This is a genomic window from Nocardia niwae NBRC 108934 = DSM 45340, assembly GCF_001613465.1.
GTDB classification, from domain to species: Bacteria; Actinomycetota; Actinomycetes; order Mycobacteriales; family Mycobacteriaceae; genus Nocardia; species Nocardia niwae.
In genome coordinates this window covers 97,757-121,693 of sequence record NZ_BDCK01000002.1, presented here as the reverse complement: position 1 = coordinate 121,693, position 23,937 = coordinate 97,757, and the positions used below count along the sequence as shown (strand labels likewise).

General features: G+C 69.2%; 16 protein-coding genes. 6 read left to right on the top strand and 10 right to left on the bottom strand.

Annotated elements, in window-relative coordinates:
* Positions 1-91: 91 nt before the first annotated feature.
* Positions 92-1,345, top strand: coding sequence for a pyridoxal phosphate-dependent aminotransferase (locus NNI01S_RS01005; protein ID WP_063016491.1), 1,254 nt, complete (start codon positions 92-94; stop codon positions 1,343-1,345).
* Positions 1,346-1,735: 390 nt separating this feature from the next.
* Positions 1,736-3,013, top strand: a complete 1,278-nt coding sequence (locus tag NNI01S_RS01000; RefSeq protein ID WP_063016490.1) for a YibE/F family protein — start codon at positions 1,736-1,738, stop codon at positions 3,011-3,013.
* 191 nt (positions 3,014-3,204) lie between these two features.
* Here the strand turns inward: NNI01S_RS01000 and NNI01S_RS00995 are convergent, their stop codons facing one another.
* Together NNI01S_RS00995 and NNI01S_RS00990 are read right to left on the bottom strand one after the other, a co-directional pair.
* On the bottom strand, positions 3,205-4,512 hold the full coding sequence (locus tag NNI01S_RS00995) for a DUF7159 family protein (protein WP_245675926.1): 1,308 nt from the start codon (positions 4,510-4,512) through the stop codon (positions 3,205-3,207).
* 151 nt (positions 4,513-4,663) lie between these two features.
* Positions 4,664-5,986, bottom strand: a complete 1,323-nt coding sequence (locus tag NNI01S_RS00990) for a UDP-glucose dehydrogenase family protein (RefSeq protein ID WP_063016486.1) — start codon at positions 5,984-5,986, stop codon at positions 4,664-4,666.
* 141 nt (positions 5,987-6,127) lie between these two features.
* Between NNI01S_RS00990 and NNI01S_RS00985 the strand changes: the two genes are divergently transcribed.
* The 3 genes from NNI01S_RS00985 to NNI01S_RS00975 all read left to right on the top strand — a co-directional run bounded on the left by NNI01S_RS00985 (position 6,128) and on the right by NNI01S_RS00975 (position 9,270).
* Positions 6,128-6,667, top strand: coding sequence for a YdcF family protein (locus tag NNI01S_RS00985; protein ID WP_063016484.1), 540 nt, complete (start codon positions 6,128-6,130; stop codon positions 6,665-6,667).
* A gap of 225 nt (positions 6,668-6,892) precedes the next feature.
* On the top strand, positions 6,893-8,122 hold the full coding sequence (locus NNI01S_RS00980) for an acyl-CoA dehydrogenase family protein (protein ID WP_063016482.1): 1,230 nt from the start codon (positions 6,893-6,895) through the stop codon (positions 8,120-8,122).
* Positions 8,122-9,270 carry an acyl-CoA dehydrogenase family protein gene (locus NNI01S_RS00975; protein ID WP_063016480.1) on the top strand — a complete coding sequence of 383 codons (1,149 nt, stop codon included), beginning with the start codon at positions 8,122-8,124 and terminating at the stop codon, positions 9,268-9,270. Before NNI01S_RS00980 ends, NNI01S_RS00975 begins: the two co-directional genes overlap by 1 nt.
* A gap of 91 nt (positions 9,271-9,361) precedes the next feature.
* Here the strand turns inward: NNI01S_RS00975 and NNI01S_RS00970 are convergent, their stop codons facing one another.
* Positions 9,362-9,802 carry a PIN domain-containing protein gene (locus tag NNI01S_RS00970; RefSeq protein ID WP_174554340.1) on the bottom strand — a complete coding sequence of 147 codons (441 nt, stop codon included), beginning with the start codon at positions 9,800-9,802 and terminating at the stop codon, positions 9,362-9,364.
* A gap of 78 nt (positions 9,803-9,880) precedes the next feature.
* On the bottom strand, positions 9,881-12,997 hold the full coding sequence (locus NNI01S_RS00965; RefSeq protein ID WP_063016477.1) for a (Fe-S)-binding protein: 3,117 nt from the start codon (positions 12,995-12,997) through the stop codon (positions 9,881-9,883).
* Between the two features lie 460 nt (positions 12,998-13,457).
* On the opposite strand from NNI01S_RS00965, the gene NNI01S_RS00960 reads away from it, so the two are divergent.
* Positions 13,458-14,165, top strand: a complete 708-nt coding sequence (locus NNI01S_RS00960; RefSeq protein ID WP_063016475.1) for a DUF8020 domain-containing protein — start codon at positions 13,458-13,460, stop codon at positions 14,163-14,165.
* 66 nt (positions 14,166-14,231) lie between these two features.
* On the opposite strand, the gene NNI01S_RS00955 is transcribed toward NNI01S_RS00960, so the two are convergent.
* From NNI01S_RS00955 to NNI01S_RS00930, 6 genes are all read right to left on the bottom strand, one after another.
* Entirely contained in the window at positions 14,232-15,119 is an 888-nt protein-coding gene (locus NNI01S_RS00955) for an NRDE family protein (RefSeq protein ID WP_063016812.1), read from the bottom strand.
* A 138-nt stretch (positions 15,120-15,257) separates the two neighbouring features.
* Positions 15,258-16,520 carry a S1 family peptidase gene (locus NNI01S_RS00950; RefSeq protein WP_245675925.1) on the bottom strand — a complete coding sequence of 421 codons (1,263 nt, stop codon included), beginning with the start codon at positions 16,518-16,520 and terminating at the stop codon, positions 15,258-15,260.
* 175 nt (positions 16,521-16,695) lie between these two features.
* Positions 16,696-18,054 (bottom strand): S1 family peptidase, encoded by a 1,359-nt coding sequence (locus NNI01S_RS00945; protein WP_063016470.1) that lies wholly within the window; start codon positions 18,052-18,054, stop codon positions 16,696-16,698.
* A 161-nt stretch (positions 18,055-18,215) separates the two neighbouring features.
* A complete protein-coding gene (locus tag NNI01S_RS00940; RefSeq protein ID WP_063016469.1) occupies positions 18,216-19,325 on the bottom strand; it encodes a hypothetical protein in 1,110 nt (369 codons plus the stop codon).
* Positions 19,326-19,371: 46 nt separating this feature from the next.
* Complete coding sequence (locus NNI01S_RS00935; protein WP_063016467.1) at positions 19,372-21,957, bottom strand: LuxR C-terminal-related transcriptional regulator; 2,586 nt, start codon at positions 21,955-21,957, stop codon at positions 19,372-19,374.
* Positions 21,950-23,725: an Hsp70 family protein gene (locus NNI01S_RS00930; protein ID WP_063016465.1), complete on the bottom strand. Its 1,776-nt coding sequence runs from the start codon at positions 23,723-23,725 to the stop codon at positions 21,950-21,952. The genes NNI01S_RS00935 and NNI01S_RS00930 overlap by 8 nt, the downstream gene beginning before the upstream one ends.
* Between the last annotated feature and the right edge of the window lie 212 nt (positions 23,726-23,937).

Genomic DNA, 23,937 nt, shown 5'->3' with positions numbered 1-23,937 from the left:
ACATACGGTCGGTGCGCGGCCGCCGTCGCGGGCGGGAAGGCCCCGGGGTACGTTCGGACAGGCGGTTTATCCAGTTGCGACGGATGGCACCATGGGACGGGTGAGTCCTCATCATCCGCACCGCCCCCCGCGTGTTCTGGAGCAGTCCACGAAGCTGCAGAACGTCGTCTACGAGATCCGTGGACCGGTACACGCGCACGCGGCACGGCTGGAGGCCGAGGGCCACCGCATTCTCAAGCTCAATATCGGCAACCCCGCCCCGTTCGGCTTCGAGGCGCCGGACGTGATCATGCGCGACATCATCGCGGCGCTGCCGTACGCCCAGGGTTACTCCGAATCCAAGGGCATCCTCTCGGCGCGGCGCGCGATCGTGACCCGCTACGAGCTCGTGCCCGGCTTCCCCGAGCTCGACGTGGACGGCGTCTACCTCGGCAACGGCGTCTCCGAGCTGATCACCATCACCATGCAGGCGCTGCTGGACAACGGCGACGAGGTGCTGATCCCGGCGCCGGATTACCCGCTGTGGACGGCCATGACCAGCCTGGCCGGCGGCACCCCCGTGCACTACCTCTGTGACGAGGCCAACGGCTGGCAGCCCGATATCGCGGACATCGAATCGAAGATCACCGACAAGACCAAAGCGCTGCTGGTGATCAACCCGAACAATCCCACCGGCGCGGTGTACTCGGCCGAAGTGCTCCAGCAGATCGCCGACCTCGCCCGCAAGCACCAGCTGTTGCTGCTGGCCGACGAGATATACGACAAGATCCTCTACGACGACGCCAAGCACATCTCACTGGCCACCGTGGCGCCCGACCTGCTGTGCCTGACCTTCAACGGGCTGTCCAAGGCCTATCGGGTGGCGGGCTATCGCTCGGGCTGGCTCGCGATCACCGGCCCGAAGGACCACGCGGCCGGATTCCTGGAGGGCATCGACCTGCTCGCCTCTTCGCGGTTGTGTCCGAATGTGCCCGCGCAGCACGCGATTCAGGTCGCCCTCGGCGGCCATCAGAGCATCGAGGATCTGATCCTGCCCGGCGGCAGGCTGCTCGAACAGCGCGACGTCGCCTGGGAGCGGCTGAACATGATTCCCGGAGTGTCGTGTGTGAAGCCGAAAGGCGCGCTCTACGCGTTCCCGAAGCTGGACCCGAACGTGTACGAGATCTACGACGACTCCAAGTTGATCCTGGACCTGCTGCTGCAGGAGAAGATCCTGATGGTGCAGGGCACCGGCTTCAACTGGCCGCGTCACGACCATCTGCGGATCGTGACGCTGCCTTGGGCCCGGGATCTCGCGGTCGCGATCGAACGCTTCGGCAACTTCCTCGCCAGCTATCGCCAATAGTGGGAAGGCTGGCGGCGGACCATATAATCGCCCCGCTTCCGGCCCGGAAACAAACCCGATGTACGGATATCTGTCAGGTTTGGCGACTAGCTAGCGCAAAAGAAGTACTTTTGTGTACAGTGGTCCTCGGCACTTAGAGTGCCTGGTCGGATTGCCTACCCCCCCTGGGCATATCCGGCCTCGGGTTAGGCCGCCTACCCCCCTGGGCCGCCTGCCCTGCGGGCGGCGGAGACATCCCCCTGCTCTCCGCCGCCCCCTCTAATCCCTTTCTTCGCGATCGGATCGCTCTGACCGTGTATCCGCAGTGTTCGGTAACCGCCGCGCCGGTCTTGAAAATGAAATCCTTTAGGCTCGCTCCGGGCAGAAACACCTCTGACAGGTAGGAGCGCGGTGAGCGACCACCATCATCACCACGATCATTCGGGACCGATCGCGATCGGCGCGACCGCGGCGCGCGTGGTCATCGGGCTACTCACCGTGATCGGGGTCGTCGTCGTCATCAGCGCGATCGCGCTGTGGCCGAGCAAGCAGCACATCGACATCCCGCTGCCCATGCAGAACGCGGGCGGCGGCGCGGTGCAGACCGAGGCGGGCACCGTGGTGCTGCAGGACGTCGGACCATGCGGCAGCTCGTCGCTGGGCAAGGTGTTCGTCGACCAGCCCGAGCCGCCTCGCAGCAACGCCTACACCTGTCAGCGCAGCCTGATCGCGATCGAATCCGGGCCGCACAAGGGCAACCGCACGTTGCTGGAAATCGCGCCCGGCCCAGGGCAGCCCGACCTGCACGCCGGTGACGAACTGCGGCTGGTCCGCCAGACCGACCCGAGCGGGACGCCGCTGTACTCGTTCGAGGACTATTCGCGCGGAATGCCGCTCACACTGATCGTCGTCGCTTTCGTGGTGGTGATCATCGCGGTGGCCCGCTGGCGTGGCGTGCGCGCGCTGCTCGGCCTGGTGTTCGCCTTCGCGGTCCTGGTGTTGTTCCTGCTGCCCGCGTTGCTGGACGGCAAACCGGCCATCCCGGTCGCCCTGGTCGCGGGCTCGCTGATCCTCTACGCAGTGCTGTATCTGGCGCACGGAGTGAACCTGCGCACCAGTTCGGCGCTGCTCGGCACGCTGACCTCGATGCTGCTCGCTGCCGCGCTGTCCTGGCTCACGATCGAGATCACCCATCTCACCGGGCTTTCCGAGGAACAGAACACGAACGTCGCGACCTACATCGAGCACGTCAGCATCACCGGACTGCTGCTGGCCGGGTTCATCATCGGTTCGCTGGGTGTGCTCAACGACGTCACGATCACTCAGGCGTCGGCCGCCTTCGAGCTGGCCGCGCTCGATGAATCAGCATCCCGCCGGGAGGTTTTCGCCGCCGCCATGCGGGTGGGGCGTGACCACATAGCCAGTACCGTCTACACCCTGGTGCTGGCCTACGCCGGTGGGGCGCTGCCGCTGCTGCTGCTGTTCAGCGTGGCGGGGCGGTCCATCCGCGACGTGCTGACCGGTGACGCGGTGGCCATCGAGATCGCCCGCTCCGCGGTCGGCGGCATCGCGCTGGCGCTCTCGGTGCCGTTGACCACCGGCATCGCGGTCCTGCTGGCCCGGCCCTTCACGAGCAAGGAACCCACCCCGCCCCCGCCCCCGCGCCGAGCCCGGCACGCGAGGGTGTGAACCACTTCCGCCACGTCAGCGTCTGAATCGCAACCGGACATGCTGCGTGCGGACCGGTCGGGCCTGAGCGCCATGCTGCGCGTCCCGGGCTCGTGTGGAGCACAGCGCCATTTGCTGGACCTTCGCGCGCTGAGCACGGCACGTCGGGCTGGTACCTTCTCGCCCCGGCCTGTGCGGCACGGTCATCCGGCTCAGCGCGCCGGCGGCGGCGGGAAGGGGAAGACCTCCGGCGGGATCGTGGGGACCACGATCGGTGGAAGGCCCGGCACCACAATCGTGTTCGGGCCGGGCGTCGGCGGCGCCTCGCTGGTGGTCTGCCGCCGGTTCGGCGGCGGCGCGGCGACCGATTCGTGCGCGGGCGACTCCGTGGTGCCCGGCGCGACCGCGATCTGCGGATCCAAGCTGGTCGTGCGCGGTGCGGTGGTCGGGGAGACGGTGGGCGAGCCCTCGCTGGTGTGCGAATCCCGTTCCAGCACCTGTGGCCCGTAGCCGAGGCCGAGCCCGATCGCGGCGACCACGGCCAGCGCGCTCACCGTCAACACGGCGCCGCTGATCTCACGTTTGCCGCGCTGGGCCGGGGCCGACAACCAGGCCGGCGACAGTTCGTCGTCCAGCGCGGCGGTCGCGGCGGGCGTCTCCTTGCCCACCGGTCTGGCCAGCAGCGCCGCGCCGCGCGCCATCACGGTCTCCGGGCTGTCCGGCACGATGACGGGTACGCCCATCCAGCGCTCGAGCACCTTGGCCACCAGCGGGATCCGCGCGCAACCGCCGATGGCCAGCACGCCGTGCACCGGCCGGTCCGAGCGGACGATCACGTCCCGCGCCATCCGCGCCGACGATTCGATGGCCAGCATGATCAGCGATTCGAAGTTCTCCTGCGCGAGCAGGACCAAACCCTGCTCGCTCGGCAGCGCGACCGCGGTATTGCTGGTGAGCTGCTCCTTCGCCTCCCGGCACAGCGCGTCCAGCGCGGCCAGGCCCGCGGCGTTCGGCGGGTGCGCGATGCGCCCCGAGGCGATCTGCTGCTCTCGGATCAACGAGTCGAGATAGTCACCGCTGATGTCGCTGGTGCGTTCGCTGTGCCGCACCTCGCGGGTCTGGGTGTCGACCACGCTCACCGTCAGCCCCGAACTGCCCAGGTCGTAGACGACCAGCGAGGAGATGCCCCGGATATCGCCGGTGGCCTGCGCGAACTCGAGTGCTGCCGCGATCTCCGGCACGAGTTCGTAATTGGTCAGCTGCTGGCGGGCCATGGCGGCGCGGATGGCGCGGGCGTGCTGCTCACTGCGATAGGCGATCGCGGTGGCGCCGATTCCCGGCGTGGCTTCCAGGGTGACCCCGATGGCTTCGGCCGCCAGTTCCTCTACGCTCTGGTCGAGAACCGGAATGGTCTGCAGATCGAAGGAATGCGGGGAGACATGCCCGTGGGGGTTACCGGCGTGCGGCCGCGCCATACGGACAGCGCCGGCCCCCACCGAAACTCCCAGTACCGAACTCATCAGCTGCCCATCTCGTTTCACACTTCACGACATGCGAGCCTGCGCCGTCCGTCGGCGGAGACCCGCTGGACGGACCCTACCGTCGGCGATCAGCTGTGCTTAAGGCAGGACTGGTCGTCTGTCTGGCAGTAGCCCGCCTCGCCCCGCAACTCTACGGTGTGCCGAGTCCCGCGTACACCCATCCGGCTGCTCTCCAGATGGCACGATTGAGACAGTTCCGGCCGTCGATGATCGAGCGGGCGCGCACCACTCCATCCAGGTCCTGCGGTCGCAAAGCGGTGAATTCGTCCCACTCGGTGAGCACGAGCACCACGTCGGCCCGCTCGCACGCCTCGGCGACCGAGGTCGCGTAATTCAGGGTCGGGAACACCCGGCGCGAGTTCTCCAGGGCCTTAGGGTCGTAGACGGTCACCACGGCCCCGTGTAACTGGATCATGCCGGCCACGTTCAACGCGGGCGAGTCGCGGACGTCGTCGGACTCCGGTTTGAACGCCGCGCCGAGCACAGCGACGTTGGCTCCCAGCAGTGAGCCGCCGCAGACGCGGGCGGCCATGTCGACCACCTTGGTCCGGCGGCGCATATTGATGTTGTCCACCTCGCGCAGAAAAGCGACGGCGTGGTCGGCGCCGAGCTCGCCGGATCGGGCCATGAACGCGCGGATGTCCTTCGGCAGACACCCGCCGCCGAAACCCAGGCCCGCGTTGAGGAATCGGCGGCCGATGCGCGCGTCGTAACCGAGGGCGTCGGCCAGCATGGTCACATCCGCGCCGGTCGCCTCGCATACCTCGGACACCGCGTTGATGAACGAGATCTTCGTGGCCAGAAAGGCGTTCGCGGAGACCTTCACCAATTCGGCTGTGGCCAGGTCGGTCAGCAGGAAAGGAACCTCGGCGACGAGGAGATCGGCGTATATCTCGCGCACCAGATTCTCGACCCATCCAGCCGCCGCGCGCTCCCGGTCGACGCCGAGGACGAGCCGGTCCGGCCGCAAGGTGTCCTTGACCGCGAAGCCTTCCCGCAGGAATTCCGGATTCCACGCCACCTCGACGTCGGTGGAACTCAGTGCGCGAGCGCGGGCGCCGAGCGCGGCGGCGGTGCCGACCGGAACCGTCGACTTGCCGATGATCACGGAGGGACGATCCAGCAGTGGGGCGAGCGTATCCACCACCGCGTGCACATATTTCAGGTCGGCGGCGTATTCGCCCTTCTTCTGCGGGGTGCCCACGCCGAGAAAATGCACCTCCGCGTGCGCGGCCGCCTCGGCGTAGGAGGTGGTGAACCGCAAGCGGCCCGCGTCGAGGTTACGACGCAGCACGCCCTCCAGGCCAGGTTCGTAGAACGGCACCACTCCGTCGGACAGCTTCGCGACCTTGCCCGGGTCCACGTCCACTCCGATGACGTCGTGCCCGAGTTCGGCCATGCACGCCGCGTGCGTGGCCCCGAGATACCCGGTTCCGAAGACTGTGCATCGCATGATCGATTGGTAAGCCCCTCCGATGGCCACGCCACGTCAGCGAGGCAAGGGTCCGGGCAACAGCAGGTGTACATGCGGCGACATCGCCGATCAGAAGGCCGTGACCTGGTGGAACGGTCGCGAAGCCCGGCTAGCATCGGCATGGTGCGACGTGGTCGGTGGGTGTGGCGCGTGCTCGGCGCCGGTGTGGCGGTGATCGTCGCCGCGGTCGCGCTGTGGCCGGTCTATGTGTGTCCGCGGACCGACCCGCCCGCGCAGGCGGACGCCGTTCTCGTCCTGGGCGGGGCGCACGACGGCCGAGAGCAATTGGGTCTGCGCCTGGCGCGCGAGGGGTACGCCCCCCGTGTGGTGTTCTCCGACCCCTATGAGAACAGCGCCATGCTGAACCGTATCTGCCACGGCGGCTACAGCTTCGAGGTGCTGTGCTTCGACCCGTCACCACGCACCACCCGCGGCGAGGGCAGGGAACTCGCCCGCCTGGCCCGCGCCCGCAATTGGCGGCGAGTCATCGTCGTCACCTTCACTCCGCACATCTCCCGAGCCCGCTACATCCTGCGGAAGTGCTGGGACGGAGAACTCCTTTTCACCGACCCGGAACCTGATCTCTCCGTCCCTCGCTGGGCCTACGACTACGTCTACCAATCCGTGGGCTTCGCGAAGGCTTACTTCGAAGACTGCTGAACCGCGCCCGACTCATCGAAGGCTCTCGACTTCCTGCGCGCCACCGCCGGGCCCGAGTTACCAGCGGCCGACCTCAATGGCGTCCGGCTGCCGGTCTTACCTGGTGGAGGATGTGCAGGCGGGTGACGTCAGTTTGACTCTATGAAAGAAATACCCGTACATTCTGTCGCATGGTGGCGGAACGGCCGCCATGGAAGCAACGGTGCACACCCTCTGGGAGGGCAGATGGATTTCGACTGGTCAGCGGAGGATCTGGCGTTTCGGGACGAGGTGCGCGCATTCCTCGACGCGAAGCTGACGCCGGAATTGCGGCGGGCCGGGCGCTTGGCGACGAGCGTGTATCCCGACCATGAGGCGAGCATGGAATGGCAGCGGATCCTGCACGAGCGCGGCTGGGCGGCGCCCGCCTGGCCGGTCGAGCACGGCGGATGCGACTGGAGCCTGACCCAGCACTACATCTACCAGCGCGAATCGGCGCTGGCAGGTGCGCCGGCGCTCTCGCCGATGGGCATCAGGATGGTGGCGCCCGCGATCATCGCGTTCGGCACCGACGAGCAGAAGGCGTTCTATCTGCCGCGCATCCTCACCGGCGAGGTCTTCTTCTGCCAGGGATACTCCGAGCCCGAGGCCGGGTCGGACCTGGCCGCGCTGTCCATGGCCGCCGTCGACGACGGCGAGGATTTCGTGTGCACCGGCAGCAAGATCTGGACCACCCACGCCACCGAGGCGAACTGGATCTTCTGCCTCGTGCGCACCTCGCGCACCGGGAAGAAGCAGCAGGGCATCACATTCGTGCTGATCGACATGACCTCGCCGGGCATCGAGATCCGGCCGCTGGTGATGACCTCCGGTGAGCAGGTGCAGAACCAGGTCTTCTTCGACAACGTGCGGGTACCCAAGAGCAATGTGCTCGGCCGGATCGACGACGGGTGGACCGTCGCGAAATACCTGCTGGTGCACGAGCGTGGCGGAGCGGCAGCGCCGTGGCTGCAGGTCATGGCGGAGGACATCGCCACCAACGCGGCGCAGCAGCCCGGCCCGGACGGCAACCCGCTGATCGACGACCGCGCGTTCGCGGCGAAGCTGGCGGACCTGCGCATCCGCACCGAAGTGCTGGAAATCCTGGAGTACCGCACCATTTCCGCGATGGCACAGGGCAAGAACCCGGGCCCCGCGTCCTCCATCCTCAAGATCCTCGGCACCGAACTCAGCCAGAAGCTCACCGAACTGGCACTGGAGGCCGCGGGACCGCGCGGGCGCGTGTACCAGCCGCATGCCACCCAGCCGGGCGGGCCGATCGCCCAGTTCACGCCGCCCGACGACGGCTACCACAGTGGCGCGGACTGGCAGGCCGTCGCGCCGCTGAAGTACTTCAACGACCGAGCGGGCTCGATCTACGCGGGCAGCAACGAGATTCAGCGAAACATTCTCGCCAAAGCAGCATTGGGGCTCTGATGGACTTCACGCTTACCGATGAGCAGGAAATGCTCCGTTCCGCGATCGCCGGATACCTCGGCGCCCGATACGACCTGGAGAAGAGCCGCGCGGCGGCGAAATCGGAGGCAGGCTGGCAGCCCGCCGTCTGGCGCGGCTTCGCCGAAGAGCTGGGCATTCTCGGCGCGACGCTGCCCGAGCGGGTGGACGGCACCGGCGGCGGGCCGGTCGAACTCATGGTGATCGCCGAAGAACTCGGCCGCGCGCTGGTGGTCGAGCCGTTCGTGGACACGGTCGTGCTCGGCGCCGGTCTGCTGGATCGTTCCGGTGGCGAGCAGGCCGATGCCGTGCTGCGCCGGATCGTCTCCGGTGACGCGCGCATCGCGTTCGCCGCCCTGGAACCGTCATCGGGGCACGCGCTGCACGACGTGTCGACCACCGCCCGCCGCGACGGCGACGCCTGGGTGCTCAACGGCGCGAAGACCGTGGTGACCAGCGCGCCGCTGGCCACCGATCTGCTGATCACCGCGCGCACGTCCGGTCAGCGGCGCGACAAGGCGGGCATCTCCCTGTTCCGGCTCGAATTCGACGCGAGCGCTCCGCCCGCCGGAATCGAGGTGCACACCTATCGCACCATCGACGACCGGACCGCCGCCGACCTCGTGCTCACCGGCCTGCGGCTGCCCGCCGACGCTCTGCTCGGGCCGGAGTCGGACGGCTGGACCGTCATCGAGCCGACGATCGCGGAGGCGACCGCGGCCATCTGCGCCGAGGCGGTCGGCTGCATGCGCAAAGTGCTCGCCGACACCATCGACTATGCCAAGCAGCGCGAGCAGTTCGGTCAGCCGATCGGCAGCTTTCAGGTGCTGCAACACCGCATGGTCGACATGTACATCGAACTGGAGCAGGCCATCGCCGCGGTCCACCTGGCCGCCCATTCCCTGCGCGCCTCCGCCGAAGACCGTGCTCGCGCCGTCTCGGCCGCGAAGGTCACCGTCGCCAGGGCGGCGCGCTTCATCGGGCAGAACGCCGTGCAATTGCACGGAGCTATGGGGATGACCGAAGAGCTGGCCATCGGCCACTACTTCAAGCGGCTCACCGTGATCGAGCACGAATTCGGTTCCACCGACGAGCATCTCGCTCGGTACGCCGCGCTGACCAGGCCGTAGTCGCACACCCTGGCCGGGCCTTACACGCCGCGGCCAGGGTACGTACCCGCGTGTCCGCGGCCGCTCGCGCCGCTGCCGGCGCAATGGCTGGTTACGTTTTCGTCCCGAGGCGCCGATGCGGCTGACCGGTGATTTCCGCGATCGTCTGATAGTCGCTGTCCACATGCAGAACGGTCGCGTCGTTTACCTCGGCGATCGCTGCGAGGATCAGATCCGGGATCGGTAGGCGATGTGCGCCTCGGGCAGCGAGCAGCCCCTGCACCTCCAGCGCTCGGTCCATCGCTTCTTCTGTCACGGGAAGCCAGACCAGTGCCTTCTGCCCGGCGATCTTGGCGATGTAGTCCGCGTGAGATCGCGCCGAGTAGCCGATCTCGAGAGCTGTGAGGTGACAACCCGCCACCAGCGCACCAGGTGCGCTGGTCACCTCAGCAAAGTCGGCGGCGGCGACCTCATCACGGAGGACCCATTCCAGCGCCGACTTGTCCGCCAACATGAACAGGGTCCTCAGTGCCATAGCGCCGGTACGCGCCACGCCGCAGTAGCTGCAACCCATACAAATCGGCCGGGTCCGTTTCCGGACCCGGCCGATGGCACTGTGAGATTTCTGAACTCAGCTCTTCCGGCCCGGCGCTTTCGCGCCCGCTTTGAAACCGAGACCGCCGGGCTTGGCGGTAGGCGGCGCGGCTTCGGGTGCACCGTTGCCGTTCGCGCCGTTGGACTGCTCGGCAGCGGGTTCGGGCTGCGTCGCGGGAGTGTCCGCGGCGGTGGCCTGCTCCGCCGGAGCGGGGTCGGAAGCGGCTTCGGCCGGGGCCGCGGCGGGCTTGCCGGGGGCCTTGGCGCCGGGCCGCTTGAAGCCGGACTTCATGGCCAGCCCCTTGGCGGGCACCGTCGGCTTGGTCTCGGTCGGGCCGGTCTCGGTCGACGCTGCCTCGGCCGGTTCCGCGGGCGCGGCCTCGGCCGCAGGGGCGGACGCCGGAGCCTTGGCGCCGGGCGCCTTGGCCGCGCCCTTCATGGCGAGACCGCCACCGGGCGCCTTCGCGCCGCCCTTCATGCCCAATCCCTTGACCGGCTCAGCCGCGGGAGCTTCGGCCTCGGCTGCTTCGGCCGGGGCTTCGGCGGCGGCTGGGGCCGCGGCGGCCTTCGCGCCGGGCGCTTTGGCTCCGCCCTTCATCCCCAGACCACCGGGCGCCTTCGCCGGGCCCTTCATGGCCAGTCCCTTGACCGGAGCGGCAGGCGCCGAAGTCTCCGCCTCCGCCGGTTCGGCGGCCGGAGCCTTGGCCCCGGGCGCCTTCGCGGCACCCTTCATGCCGAGACCGCCGCCGGGCGCTTTGGCCGGGCCCTTCATGGCCAGACCGCCACCGCCGGGCGCTTTCGCCGGACCCTTCATCGCCAGACCGCCACCGGTCGGCGCGGCCTTGGCCGGAGCGGAAGCTTCGGCGGCCGGGGCGGGTTCGGGCTCCGGTTCCGGCTCGGGCTCCGCCTCGGGCGCCTTCGGCTCCTGGATGACGGTCAGGTTCTCGGTCAGCACCGCGGGCTCGACGCGCTCGATGGCGTCCAGCATCAGCTGAGCGACGTCCACCACCTCGACGCCTTCGCCTTCGCCCTTCTCCTGGCGCGCGGTGACGCCGTCGGTGAGCATCACGCGGCAGAACGGGCAGCCGGTCGCGATCTTGGCGGGCGAGGTGGTCAGCGCCTCGTCCACCCGGTCGATGTTGACGCGCTTGCCGAGCTGCTCTTCCATCCACATCCGAGCGCCACCGGCGCCGCAGCACATCGACCGCTCGCCGTGCCGGGGCATCTCGACCAGGTTCGAACCGGACGCGGCCATCAGCTCACGCGGCGCGTTGTAGATCTTGTTGTGCCTGCCCAGGTAGCAAGGGTCGTGGTAGGTGACGTTCTGCGAGACCGAGGCCACCGGGACCAACTGCTTCTGCCGCACCAGGCGGTTGAGCAGCTGAGTGTGGTGCACGACCTCGTAGGTGCCGCCGACCTGCGGGTACTCGTTGTTCAGCGCGTTGAAGCAGTGCGCACAGGTGACGACGATCTTCTTCTTGCGATCCTCGACGCCCTCGAACACCGAGTTCAGCAGTTCGATGTTCTGCTGGGCCAGCTGCTGGAACAGGAACTCGTTGCCCGCGCGGCGAGCGGAGTCACCGGTGCAGGTCTCCTCCGCGCCGAGCACCATGAACTTCACGCCCGCGGTGGCCAGCAACTCGGCGACCGCCTTGGTGGTCTTCTTGGCGCGGTCCTCGTAGGCGCCGGCGCAGCCGACCCAGAACAGGTACTCGTAGCCGTCGAAGCTGTCGGCGTCCTGGCCGAACACGGGGATCTGGAAATCGAGTTCGTTGATCCAGTTGAGCCGGTCCTTGGCGTTCTGGCCCCAGGGGTTGCCCTTGTTCTCCAGATTCTTGAACAGGCCGGCGAGCTCGGAGGGGAACTCCGACTCGATCAGCACCTGGTAGCGGCGCATGTCGATGATGTGGTCGACGTGCTCGATGTCCACCGGGCACTGCTCGACGCACGCGCCACAGGTGGTGCAGCTCCACAGCACCTCGGGATCGATGATGCCGTTGACGTCCGCTCCGCCGACCAGCGGCCGCTCGGCCTCGGCCTTCGCGGCCTCGGAGATCTTCGCCAGCTTCGCCTCGTCCGGGTTGCCCTCGGCGTCGACCAGCCCGACCTCGTCGCCGCCCATATCCTTGCGGCCGCCGGCCAGCAGGTAGGGGGCCTTCGCGTAACCGTGGTCGCGCAGCGACATGATCAGCAGCTTCGGCGACAGCGGCTTGCCGGTGTTCCAGGCGGGGCACTGCGACTGGCAGCGGCCGCACTCGGTGCAGGTCGTGAAGTCCAGCCAGCCCTTCCAGGAGAAGTCCTCGATCCGGCCCGCGCCGAAGGTGTCGGTGTCGGGGTCGGCGGTCTCCATGTCGACCGGCTTGCCCTTCGACATCATCGGCCTGGCCGGGCCGAGCGCGACGCCGCCGTCTTCCTCACGCTTGAAGTAGATGTTCGGGAACGCCGAGAACCGGTGCCAGGCCACGCCCCAGGTGACGTTGCGGCCGACGAAGTACAGGAACGCCATGCCGGACATCAGCTTCACGAAGGCGAACAGCGCCACCATCGTGGTGTTCGCGGGCAGCAGCTTCGCCACCTGCATGGTGAAGAAGTCGGTGGCCGGGTCGGAGTGGCCGTAGGCGGCGATCTTGCCCGCCTTCACGAAGATCATGCCCAGGCCCTCGAGCAGCACGATCGCCTCGATGACGTAGGCCGGGGCGAACTTCGAACCACTGAAGCGAGACAGGCGCTCGGGCAGCCGCGGGTGATTGAGCTGGCGCAGGATGATCAGCGTCAGGATGCCGACCACCGTGCCGATGCCGAGGATCTCGTCCCACAGGTGGTAGACGGCCAGGTTGCCGATGATCGGCCAGTGGAATGCCGGGTCGAACGTCTGCCCGTACGCCTCGAACCAGAGCATGGCGCCGCCGATGAAGCCGATCATCACCAGCCAGTGCGCCCAGCCGACGGTGCGGAATTTATTCATGCGCGTGTGCGCCAGGAATTCCACGATCATCTGCTTGAAGCGCGGGAAGAAGGGCCGCCAGCGGTCCGGCGCGGGCTGTCCGATCATGATGGCGCGGACGATATTGCGGACGCCGCCGATGAACGACGCCCAACACAGGAGGCTGAGCGCCGCCCCAATCGTGCCCAGCGTCACTGTCAGGGCATTCATGTCGCGACCTTTCTTTAGAGGCACCTCGAGCGCGGCTGCGTTCTGCTACCGCGTCGGTTGGCTCGTATCCTAACTGGCAGTAAGTTACCCGCCAGTAACAACCGTGTCCATCGTACGATCGGCTTTTGGGCTATAGCCCCATATGCTGGGGCTTGACCCATTATTTACCTGTGATCAATGTCACAGTAATCCTCGCCGATCCCGCTGCCGGCCGGTTGTTCACCACCGTAAACGTCGAACCATCCCGTCCAGTCGGTAAGGATTGGCTTAGTCCCCATGCCTGATAAGGGATCTCGCTTAAAACGCGGCGTTCTATTAGGCTCACGACGTTCTGATCACTGCGACCGTCTTCACACCGCTCGGGGAGGATCCGGAGCCGACCACCCGGATGTGCTGGATAGAGCTCTCGCGTGCTGAAGAGCAGCGGTGACGTACGACCTGATGATGGATTGGAAACTGAATGAAACTCCGCAGAACCACCGCGGCGGCCGCGATGGTCATCGGTGCGATGACCATCGGACTGGGAACCGCCCATGCCGATGCCGAACCGGCCGCCGACCCGATCCGGTACTCGGTCAAGCTGGTGGAGAAGACCGTCGTGACGACGCTCAAGGGGGGAACCTTCGAGCTGGCCAAGTCTTCCGAGGACGTCAAGGAAGACGATGTCTACCGGATCAAGGACGCGCAGGGCAACGCGGTCCTCACGCTGCCGATCGCCTTCAAGGTCGCCGACACCGTCGTTCCGGTGAAGCCGGTGGTGAAGGACGACAACACGGTGCTCGAGCTGACGCCTGAGCAGGGTGTGACCGTGCCCAAGGACAAGCCGGCCAACGCGGTCAACGTTGTCGCGCAGCCGATCGCCTCGCCGATCGAGAACCAGCGCGCGCAGAACGAGTTCGCCAGCCAGTTCGGCATCGCGACCGCGGTCGGTGGCTTCCTCGGCACCGCCGTCGGCGTCATCGGCGGTGCGGTGATCGGCTGCATCCTCGGCCTGCCGTTCCTGGGTGTCGGCTGCATCCCGGCCGCGATCGCGGGCGCGGGCATCGGCGGCATCCTCGGCACCGTGGCGGTCGGTGGCCCCATGCTGGCTGTCGCGGGTATCGACCTGATCAACACGCTGCAGGCGCCGGAAGGCACCACGAAGTGGGCGGACAAGCCGGCGAAGTAAGCCTCCGGCCCGGCCCTCCGTACATCCCGGCGGCCCGCTCTCCTCGGAGAGCGGGCCGCCGGTCGTTCACCCGGTCAGATCGAGCAGGCCGCGCACGACGACCTCACCCAACTCCTCGCCCGATCTGCCGAACGAGCGCTCGACCATGTCGAACGTCCCGTCCTCCCGGACGATCAGCACCGTGCTCGCCCTGGTTCCGTGCACGGTGTGCGCGATGAACCTGGCCGAGAGAGCCCGCTCCATCTCGTGGGGCACCCCCGTGTGCGGCAAAAGGTCGTCGGAAGCTTCGGTGCGGTCGGCCAGCACCTCGAAGTAGCGGTCCACCGCACCGGGCTCGGTGTGCACCACATCGCGCAACTCGGTCACACCCGCCCGTATCTTGGGCCAGATGGGCTGTGGCGCGTTCAGCTCCGGTTCGACCGGGTTCAGACCTGCGGAGGTGACGAACGTGCCGTTGGAGAGGCCGTGGAAGCCCGGAGCGAGTTCGCGTGGTTCCCCGGCGCTGCGATTGGAATGCCACCACAGCGTGCGCAGGTCGGACGCCACCAAGTTGTAGCCGTTGTAGTCGTCCGGCGCGGCGGCGACGTCGAGGACATACTTCTCCGGCCCGGCGAATTCGGCCGCCGCACCGCGGTCGGAGGCGCCGCGCAGGAAGTCCATCAGCAGCGCGCCGCGGGAACGGGCGTCAAGGCGTAGATCGGCGGGATTACGCACGTTCGTGACAGCGGCGAAGCGATTGTCGCCGTGCGGCTGGATGCTGAGGCCCAGCCAGGTCCCGGGAGGCTCACCGTGGGCCCGGCCCGGGGCTCCGGTGTCGCGTCCGGCGAGCAGACCGGGCGCCTCGGGCCACCAGCGCATGGACTCGGTCGGCCGAGTGTAGAACTCGTCCCGGTTGGCGGCCACGATCAACCGGTATTCCGGGTGCGCGCGCCAGCCGATCAACACCAAACACATGCGGTCCAGGATGCCGGACCGCAGCCGCACTCCATGCGGCGTTTCCGGCGTGGGGGGCCGCGTAAGGGCAGTGGAAAGCCGCCGAGACGGCAAAAAGGCCGACAGCTCGACGCTGCCGGCCTTTTGCCGTTCCTGCTGTCAGTTGGTGCGCACGCGCAGCCCCGGGTTGTCGGAGAGCACGACGTGCACCGGCTGCGCGAACAGCTGCGGCACGTTGCCGGTGAGGGCGCCGATGAGATTCGGGATCTCGCAGATCGGGTAGTCCGCCACCGAGGACGCGCTGGAGATGCCGAGCGCCAGGCGACCGGTCACGATCGGGCCGCCGCTGTCGCCGGGCAGCGCGCAGATATTGGCCGAGAAGCTCTGGGTGAGCTCCCGGTCGCCGACCTGCACGGTCTGGTCGACAGCGTTGACCACGCCGCAGCTGAAGCCGGTGCGCGCACCGGACTTGCACACGGGGGCGCCGACGACCGGGGTCGCCACGCCGTCGACCGGGATCGGAGCCGCGCCGGGCGCACGGACGCCGTTGTTGGCGAACCGGTCCTTGGCCTGGTCGTTGACCCGGATGATCGAGTAATCCTGCTCGCCGAGCACCGACTTCTGGAAGACGCCGAGCTGCGCGCCGAGGCGGTCGCCGTTCATCTCGTACACGCCCGCGGCGTTGCCGCTGCCCGCGGAGGGGATGTCGGGGTTGCAGTGGCCCGCGGTGATGTTCACCGTGTTGCCGTTGCGGTCGGTGCCGTTGAAGCCGAGCGAGCAGCGCAGGGAGCTGCGTCCGGCGACCGAGGCGTAGCCGTCGCCGCCCGCGAGCGCGCCACGCGCCTCACCGGCGATCTCACCGGCCTGGATGGGGCCCTGCTCACCCGCCACCGGCGGGGCCATCACGATGACGCGCGCCGGGTCGATGAAGTTCGGCATCGGCAGACCCGCCTGGTCGACGCGGACCGCGATCGCGTTGTTCACGGTGTCCACCACCGCCCCGCGCACCAGCGCCCGCACCGCCTCCGGCTGACCTTCCAGCCAGCGCTCGAACGCGCTCTTCTCACCACGCAGGGCCGCTTCGCTCTTGGCGACGTTGCGGACCTCGAAACCGGCCGACTCCGCGGCCTTCTTCGCGTCGTCGGCGCCGGGACCCTGCGCCAGCGCCACGACCGCCTTGCCCGCGTCGTCCAGCCAGGAACCGGCGAACACGGCCGGGTACTGCCGCTGGGCGGTGGTGGCGAACGCGGCCACCTGCTGCGCCACCTCCGCGCGGTGCAGGTACTCGTCGGCCGAGATCTTCAGATCGCGGGTCACCGCGGCGACCAGTTCGGCGGGAAGGCCGGGACCCTGGTCGGGCTGAGCCGTCGCTACTGCCGCCGTGGGCCCGAACAGCAGTATCGCCGCCGAGGCGGCGATCACTGTCTTTCGGATTACGGTCTGTCGCGCAGTCGAGCGGGGAGGTCCTATACGTGGCAGGAGCATGAGCAGACTATATGGGGTTTGGCGCGGTATGCCTACTCATCTTGTGGTTCTCGACTCCGTCATAGCCCCGCGAACGGGGATATGTGGATTGCCACAGATTTCGGGCGCGCGCTCAGCTCGCGTTCGGCCGGGTGCGCACGGCGATTCCGGTGCCGATTCCGCCGCCGGAAGAGGCGTCGATATCGGCCAGGATCGCCCGGATCGGGATGCCGAGCGAAGCGGTGCCGCCGTACTGCGCGAGCGCGACGTTGGCCTCGTTGCAGTTCGGCGCGTCGGCGGCGTTGGAACCGCTGGTAATGCCAAGCGCCAACGTGCCGGACACGATCGCGCCGCCGCTGTCGCCGCCAAGGGTGCAGGCCGAGCTGGCGAACCCGCGCACGGTCTTGCTCTCGCCCTCGGCGGTGTAGAGCTGCGTCTCCACCCGATCGGCCACGACGAAACCGCAGGTGAAGGTGGACGACTGACCGGACTTGCAGACCGGAGCGCCGGTGATCGGGTCGGCGGTGCCGGTGATCGCGATCGTGGTGCCGTTGGCGCCGCGCACCGAGGGCTGGTCCATGCCCGCCCGCACCGCGCGCTCGTTCAGCTTGATCACCGAGTAGTCCAGCGCGGACTGTCCGCCCAGCGAGGCGCGCACGAACGTGCCGAGTTCGGGGCTGGCCGGGATGTCGCGGACGTTCGGCAGGTAGACGCCGGCTTCCTGGTTGCCCTTGCCCAGATTCGGATCGCAGTGGCCCGCACTGATATTCAGCGCGTTGCCGGACGCGTCGATGCTGTTGAACCCGAACGAGCACACGTCGACCGCGCGTAGCGACGAGTCGGCGAGCGAACCGGGAGCGCTGATGTAGGTGTCCCCGCCCATCGGCCTGCGCTCGACCGGGCCTCCGCTGTTCGGTGACAGGATGACCTTGATGTTCGCCAGCAGGGTGGGCAGGTTGAGCATGTGCCCCGCGGGCGTGTTGGCGACGCTGAGCACCAGCTGGCTGTTCAGGAAGTCGATGGCCACGGAGTTGATCGCCTGCGAGATCTCCCGCGGCAGTCCGGTGATCCACTGGTTGAGCTGCACCAGCGAGGTCTCCAGGCTGTCCGCGGACACCGGGGCAAGCCGGGTCTGGTAGCCGTCGGCCGCGACGATCTTGGCGGCGTCCAGCGAAGTCACCGCCATGACGGGCTTGCCGTCGGCGCCGATCCAGGCGCCCGCGTAGGAATCCGGTCGTTCCGAACGGAAATCGCGCGCGTAGTCGCGCAGCTGCTGGGCGCGCGCGGCGCGGTCCAGGTACTCCGTCGGGGTCATCTTCAGATCCCGCGCGATGGCCTGCACGAGTTCCGGTGGGAGGTTGTCCGCGGCGAGCTGCGCCGGGGCTTCGGGAACCGCCGAGGCGGTGGTGGTGCCGAACAAGGGAGCCAGGAGAACGGTCGATGCGATGGCGACAGCCTTGACCGCGGCGCGACGCGCCACCAACTTGCGCATGAAGTCCCTTCGTCGGCACGCACGTGCCAGCTAAATCCGTGGCCACGGGCAGAATCCGTTGGCGCACAGCCTTCGTCCAGCAACCGACCGGTGTGGGAATTCATCCGACAACACGGTCAGCGCAACACTCTAAGCCACAAACCCGGATAGGACGCTACTAATCACCGACTACCCGGTATTCCCATGCCGGGGATGGTGGGAATCTGCGGCAGCTGCTGCCCGAACGGGTTGGTCGTGGTCGTGGGGCGCGTGGTCGTGGGGCGCGTGGTGGTGGTCGGTGTCGTGGTCGGCGGCTCGGTGGTGGTGGTCGGCGGCGTGGTGGTCGGCTCCGGCGTCGTGGTCTCGGTGATCACCACCGGCGGCTCCGGTTCGGTGGTGGATGGCGTCGCCGAGGTGACGACCGGCGGCGGGGGCGGGGCCGGACTCACCGACGTCGGCTCGGACTTGGCGTCGGGCAACGGCGGCACCGGCGTCTCGCCGCCGTCGCGGAACAGCAGGGCCACCACGATGCCGCCGAGCATCAGCCCGACCGCAGCGGCGCCCGCGACCAGCACGGGCGTGCGTTTCGTCTCCTTCGCGGGAGCCGGTGCCTGCGCGGGCTTCTCGGCTTCCGGCTCGGATTCGGCGACCAGCGTCGGCTCGGCGATCGGGAGGGCCGCCGAATACGCCTGCGGTAGCGCGTCCGCCGCGGGCACGGCCGGGATGACGATGGTGTCCACCGTCGAGTTCTCCGCGGTGGTGGGGTCCGGCGGGGTGGCCCCGGCGGGAGTGGCGAGCACGGCGGCCAGCGCTCCCCGGGCCGCGTCGTGGGCGAGGGACCGACCGTCGGCTCCGGTTTCGGCGCTGGGCAGCTCACCCTCACTGACCAGCAGCACCGAGCGCAGACCCAGGTAGTCCAACGCGTCGCGCAGCGAACGCACATGCTCGGCGGGCCAGTGCGCCGGATGCGTCGCGTAGAACTCGGCCGGACCGCTGAGATGTTCGGCGGTCAGGTTGATCAGGCAGAACAGCGCGGTCGCGACCAGGTCTTCGGCGCGATACGCCTCGCCGTCGTCGACCGGGATTCCCGCCGGGTCGCCCACGGCGGGCACGAAGCCGGTGATCGAGTGGGAGTGCCCGCTCGGCGCGGGACCGCCCAGTTCGGCGTCCCCTTCGTCGGACATGTGCAGGACGGACTCCCGGACGATGTACCGCGGCTCGTCGCCACCATCGGTGACGATGACCGCCGTGCACTCGTCCGCGGCGACGCGCAGGCCAACCCCAGTGGCCATTTCACCTACCTCGCTTCGGCGTTTCCGCTGACGGAACCGCACCCGGTCACACCAGAAGCGAACCGTGTCCCATGGCGCGGAGCATCGACAATAACTCCGAACGGGAACGGGCACCGACCCGGCGTCGGATGCGCGCGACGTGGTGCTCGACCGTCTTCGCCGAAATGTACAGGCGCGCACCGATCTCGCGGTAGGTGAGCCCGAGCAGAACCAGCTCGGCCACTTCGCGCTCTCGTTCGCTGAGGATCGCGGCCTGTGGCGGCGTGGGCGGCGGCGGAGCGTCTCCGTTGTGCGCCGCCGGTGCGGCGGGCCGAGCCTGCGGCTCCTGGGGACGGGCGTCGGCGCGGACCGTGCGGGCCAGTTTCAGCAGCGCGGTGGCCGTGGCCGAATCGGCCGCCGCGAGCGCCGCCTCGCTGGCCAGCCGGGCGCCGTCCCAGGTCATGCCGATCTCGGTGAGCGCGGCGACCGCGGCGTGCACGGGTGCGGTGGCGACCTGGCCGCGCAGCACCAGCACCCAGGTGCGGCCCGCGTCGGCGAGCACCGCGGCGTGCCGGTCGCCCGCCTCGGCCGCGGTCTTCAGCGCGTGCGCGTGCGGCAGCAGTTCCTCGGGGCTCTCGTGCGCGATCGCGGCCTGCACGCCATACCAGTGGAAGGCGTTGGACCAGGCGGGCGGATCGTTCAAGCGGCGCAGCAGCGCGAGCGCGGCGTCCACCAGGGGCGCGATCCGGCGTTCGTCGCGCATCCGGATGGCCGCCAGCCACAGCTCGCCGATCGGCAGCAGCGCCAGCAGGTCGGCCTGCACGTCGTCGAACAGCGGATACGCCGCCTGCCACGCACGGGTCAGCGCGGTGTGATCGCCGCTGCGCCGGGCCAGGCCGACCGCGACGCCGTGCGCCAGCAGCCGGTCACGTACGTCGAGTCGGTCGTGGTCGAGCGCGGCTACCGTGGCCGCGGCGGCGCGCTCGTCACCGCAGAGCATCGCCGTCCAGGCCGCGAGCACGTCGAGCTGATGGCAGCGCAGTCCGCTGGCGGTGGCGCGACGCAAGGCGTCCTGAGCGCGGCGGGGCTCGCCGGTGCCGAGCGAGAGCAGCGTGGCGATGGAGGCGGCCGTGCAGGGCAGGAAGCGGTCCACGCCCGCGTCCGCGTGGGCGGCCTGGACCAGCGCCGACACCGCTGACGCGGTGTTGTTGCCCGGTTCGATGGTGTCCGCGAGCGCGGTCGCGATCAGCCGGGCGTGCGCGCCCGCTTCGGTGGGCGGCCATTTCGTGGCGGAGGAAGACATCTCCCTGGCCCCCGGCACGTCGCCGGCCAGGCACAGCACTGTCGCGCCGACCGCCCAATCGGGGCCGACCCGATGCCCGCCGAGCCAGGTGTACAGCTGTGCCGCGCGGCCGACCAGACCCCGGCGGGTGAGTACCGCCGCGCAGATCCGCACCGCCGTCGCGAGTTCCGTGCCGGTGCTGCCCGACCGCGCCAGCATCGGCTCGGCCAGCCGCATGGCCGTGTCGCCGTCGCCGGTCCGTGCGGCCGCCTCGGCCCAGCGCAGCGCGATCAGATCGAGTTCCGCCCCCGCGGCCGCCGCGGCGGCGTAGTAGCGGACCGCCTCGCGGCCGGCCTGGCCCGCGGCGTCGACCAGGAAGTCGGCCAGACGCGGATCGCGGACACCGGACTCGGCCAATTGCAGTGCCGTGCGGTCGCGCAGCAGGCCCGCCTCCAGGCGGGCGCCGAGCAACCGGCGTTCGACCGCGAGGAACCTGCGGTCGCCGAGCAGCGTGCGCAGCGAGGCGACGGCGGGTTCCAGCAGCAAATCGGCATCGGTGACCAGCGCGCTGGCCCTGGCGCGGTCGATGAGATCCTGCGCGACGGACTGGTCCACGCCGAGCACTTCGGTGAGCTCGCTGGAATCCAGGCCCGTGCCGGTGGTGGCGACCACCAAGGTCTCCAGCAGGTCGGGCTCGAGGTTGTCCAGCAAGCCGCGCGCCCACGCGGCGACGGCCGTGTCGACGGCGGTGATGCCCGCGTCCAGACGCGCCGAGCACGCGGCCGTGAGTGCGGCCACCACGCCGCCGCGAATACCCGCGGTCTGCACATGGATGTGCTGAGCGACCTGACGCGGCACCATCATGCCCAGCTCGCGGGCGAACGGCGCCATGTCCGCGACGCCGAGCGGGCGCAGATCCACGACGCGGCCGCGGCGGGCGACCGCTTCGGCGAGCATCCGCAGTCGCGGATCGTGCGGGCGCGGCTGGGCGGCGATCACCATCGTGCGATGCCCGGATTCGACTGTGTTGCAGAGGTATTCGAGATCGCGGTGGCCGAGTGTGTGGGCGTTGTCGATGATCAGGGCCGGGCGTGCGGTGTCGGTGGTGACGCCTGCCGTGCCGCCCCCGCCCGACGCCCGGGTGACCGGGTGCGCGCCGTTGCGGGCGTGGGCGTGCTGGAGAGCGGCGATGTCGTCCTGCAGCGGGACACCGCGGGCGCGCAGCCGGGCGCGGATCTCCGCGAGCAATGTCGATTTGCCGGTCTGCGAGCGGCCGCGGATCAGGTAGACCACCGGCTGGTCGTCCGCGGCATCCAGATCGCGGAAGATGTCGCGGGCGCAGGGGAGAGTATCGAAGGCGGTGTCAGCCACCGGAGCCTCCCAGGATCTCTCCGGGAGCGCGCAGCACCGTGCCGAGGGTGTCGCCCAGCACGCCGGTCGGCAGGCTCGGCGCGCTCGGCGGCGTCGGCCGCGGCTGCTGCTGGGTTGGCGCGGGCGGGTTGGTCGGCGCGGGCGCGGGGGCCGGGGAAGGCTGCTGGGATTGCGGTTGCGGCGCGGGCTGCTGAGCCGGGGAGTCCGCGGGCGCGGGAGCGGGTTGATCGGGGTTGTGCTCGCTGTTCACCACGGCCACGGTGGTGTTCTGGGCCGAGGACGACGGCGAATCGGCTCGCGGCGCCTCGGTTTTCGGTCGGCCGGTCGCGGACGCGGAGTCGGTGGCGGCGACACCGGACGGTGCGGACGGGTCGCCCGCCTGCGCGCCCGTGGTCGCCGCGACCTGCACGGCGCCGGTGGAGGACTGCTCGGTCGAGGCGGGCGTGTTCGAACCGGACTGGATGCCGGTGCCGATGGCGAGCGTTCCGGTGGCCAGCACGCCGATGGCGGCCGCGACACCCGCCACCACCGCGAGGCGCTGCCTGCCCGTCATCGCGCGCCGGCGCTCGGCGGGTTCCTCGGGCAACGCCGCGAGGCCCGCCGAGGGAAGCGCCCGGGGCTGCGGCACGGTCTCGTCCTCGGCCACCGGATCGGCCACCATGGGGAGCTGGTCGGTCTCGGCGGCGAGCAGATCGGCGGCCAGCAGCGCCGCCCCGCGTGCCGTGGTGTGCTCCGGGTCGGGAGCCGCCACGACGGGCAATCCGAATTCCGAGGAGATGAGTTCGGCGACCAGGGGGATCGCGCCGCCCCCACCGGTGAGCAGGACGCGGCCGACGTCGCCGATGTCGAGCCCGGCGCGGTGCACGGCGTCGCGGATCAGGTTCATCGCGATCGATAGCGGTCCGCGCAGCAGATCTTCCAGCTCGCCCCGCACCAGCCGCACGGTGCTGCCGTGCGGATCCGCGGGGTCCGCCCGCACCGGAACAACCGTCGCGGTATTTATGGAAAGCTCTTCTTTCGCTTTTCTGCAGCGTTCTCGCAAAGCCGCTAATTCGCGTTCCACCACCGGATCGAACGGGTCGAAATCCGCGGCGAGCACCGCATTTGCCAAGACATAGCGCATGGTCAGCAGATCGAATTCCGCGCCGGCCACCTCGGTGCTGCGCAGCGGCGAGCCCAGCAGACTGGCGTGCTCGCCGGTGCGGACCACCGAGACGGTCGAACCGGACGCGCCGAGATCGAAGACGATCACCGCCCCGTCGTCGATCCGGCCGTGCGCGGCGTCGAGCCACCGGATCGCGGCGGTCGGCTCCGGAACCAGCGTCACCTCGCCGAGCCCGGCCCGCTCCATGGCGTCGCGCTGGATGTCGACGGTATGCCGCGACCACCAGGCCGGATGGCAGGCGACCATCGCCTGGACGCCGCTTCGCCCCGTCTCCGCGGCGATCTCGTCGACCAGGCATCCGATCGCGGTGGCCACCAGGTCGGGCGCGGAATACGAGGAACCGTCCTCGGCGAGCATGGCGACCGGGTCGCCGACCCTGGCGAGGAAGCCCTCCAGCAGGACATCGCTGGAATGGCGGCCGGTGGAGCGAGCGCCCGCGCCGAGCGTGGGCGCCATATCCGGCGAGAGCCGTAGCACGCTCGGATGAGAGCGTAGATATCCGCCGCCGGAGGGGCTGAGGCCGTCGTCGCCCTCTTCCGTTGCCGCCACGGCGACCGAATTCGACGCCCCGACAGTGATGCCGAGCGCCAGGCGCTGTGTCATTCGAGAACCCCGTTCGAGAAGCTGTCTGGTCCGGTGTCGCTGCTGTGTGTCCGAGCTGGTGCGCTGGGCGTGTAGTTGCCGACGCAACCGTTCTGTCGGTTGCTGGCCATCAGCCGTTACCTCGTTAGGGGATCGTTTAGGGAAATTCCCCTAATTCCGCTCACACCCCTATCGGGTGCCCCCGGCCGGTCATAGGGGTTCGCCCCGTTTCG

What these genes read in the sequence shown, in the direction of transcription:
- NNI01S_RS01005 (WP_063016491.1), top strand. Translation starts at nt 92, where the DNA reads ATGGGACGGGTGAGTCCTCATCATCCGCACCGCCCCCCGCGTGTTCTG.
- NNI01S_RS00995 (WP_245675926.1), bottom strand. Translation starts at nt 4,512, where the DNA reads ATGAGTTCGGTACTGGGAGTTTCGGTGGGGGCCGGCGCTGTCCGTATG.
- NNI01S_RS00990 (WP_063016486.1), bottom strand. Translation starts at nt 5,986, where the DNA reads ATGCGATGCACAGTCTTCGGAACCGGGTATCTCGGGGCCACGCACGCG.
- NNI01S_RS00985 (WP_063016484.1), top strand. Translation starts at nt 6,128, where the DNA reads ATGGTGCGACGTGGTCGGTGGGTGTGGCGCGTGCTCGGCGCCGGTGTG.
- NNI01S_RS00980 (WP_063016482.1), top strand. Translation starts at nt 6,893, where the DNA reads ATGGATTTCGACTGGTCAGCGGAGGATCTGGCGTTTCGGGACGAGGTG.
- NNI01S_RS00975 (WP_063016480.1), top strand. Translation starts at nt 8,122, where the DNA reads ATGGACTTCACGCTTACCGATGAGCAGGAAATGCTCCGTTCCGCGATC.
- NNI01S_RS00965 (WP_063016477.1), bottom strand. Translation starts at nt 12,997, where the DNA reads ATGAATGCCCTGACAGTGACGCTGGGCACGATTGGGGCGGCGCTCAGC.
- NNI01S_RS00960 (WP_063016475.1), top strand. Translation starts at nt 13,458, where the DNA reads ATGAAACTCCGCAGAACCACCGCGGCGGCCGCGATGGTCATCGGTGCG.
- NNI01S_RS00955 (WP_063016812.1), bottom strand. Translation starts at nt 15,119, where the DNA reads ATGTGTTTGGTGTTGATCGGCTGGCGCGCGCACCCGGAATACCGGTTG.
- NNI01S_RS00945 (WP_063016470.1), bottom strand. Translation starts at nt 18,054, where the DNA reads ATGCGCAAGTTGGTGGCGCGTCGCGCCGCGGTCAAGGCTGTCGCCATC.
- NNI01S_RS00940 (WP_063016469.1), bottom strand. Translation starts at nt 19,325, where the DNA reads ATGGCCACTGGGGTTGGCCTGCGCGTCGCCGCGGACGAGTGCACGGCG.
- NNI01S_RS00930 (WP_063016465.1), bottom strand. Translation starts at nt 23,725, where the DNA reads ATGACACAGCGCCTGGCGCTCGGCATCACTGTCGGGGCGTCGAATTCG.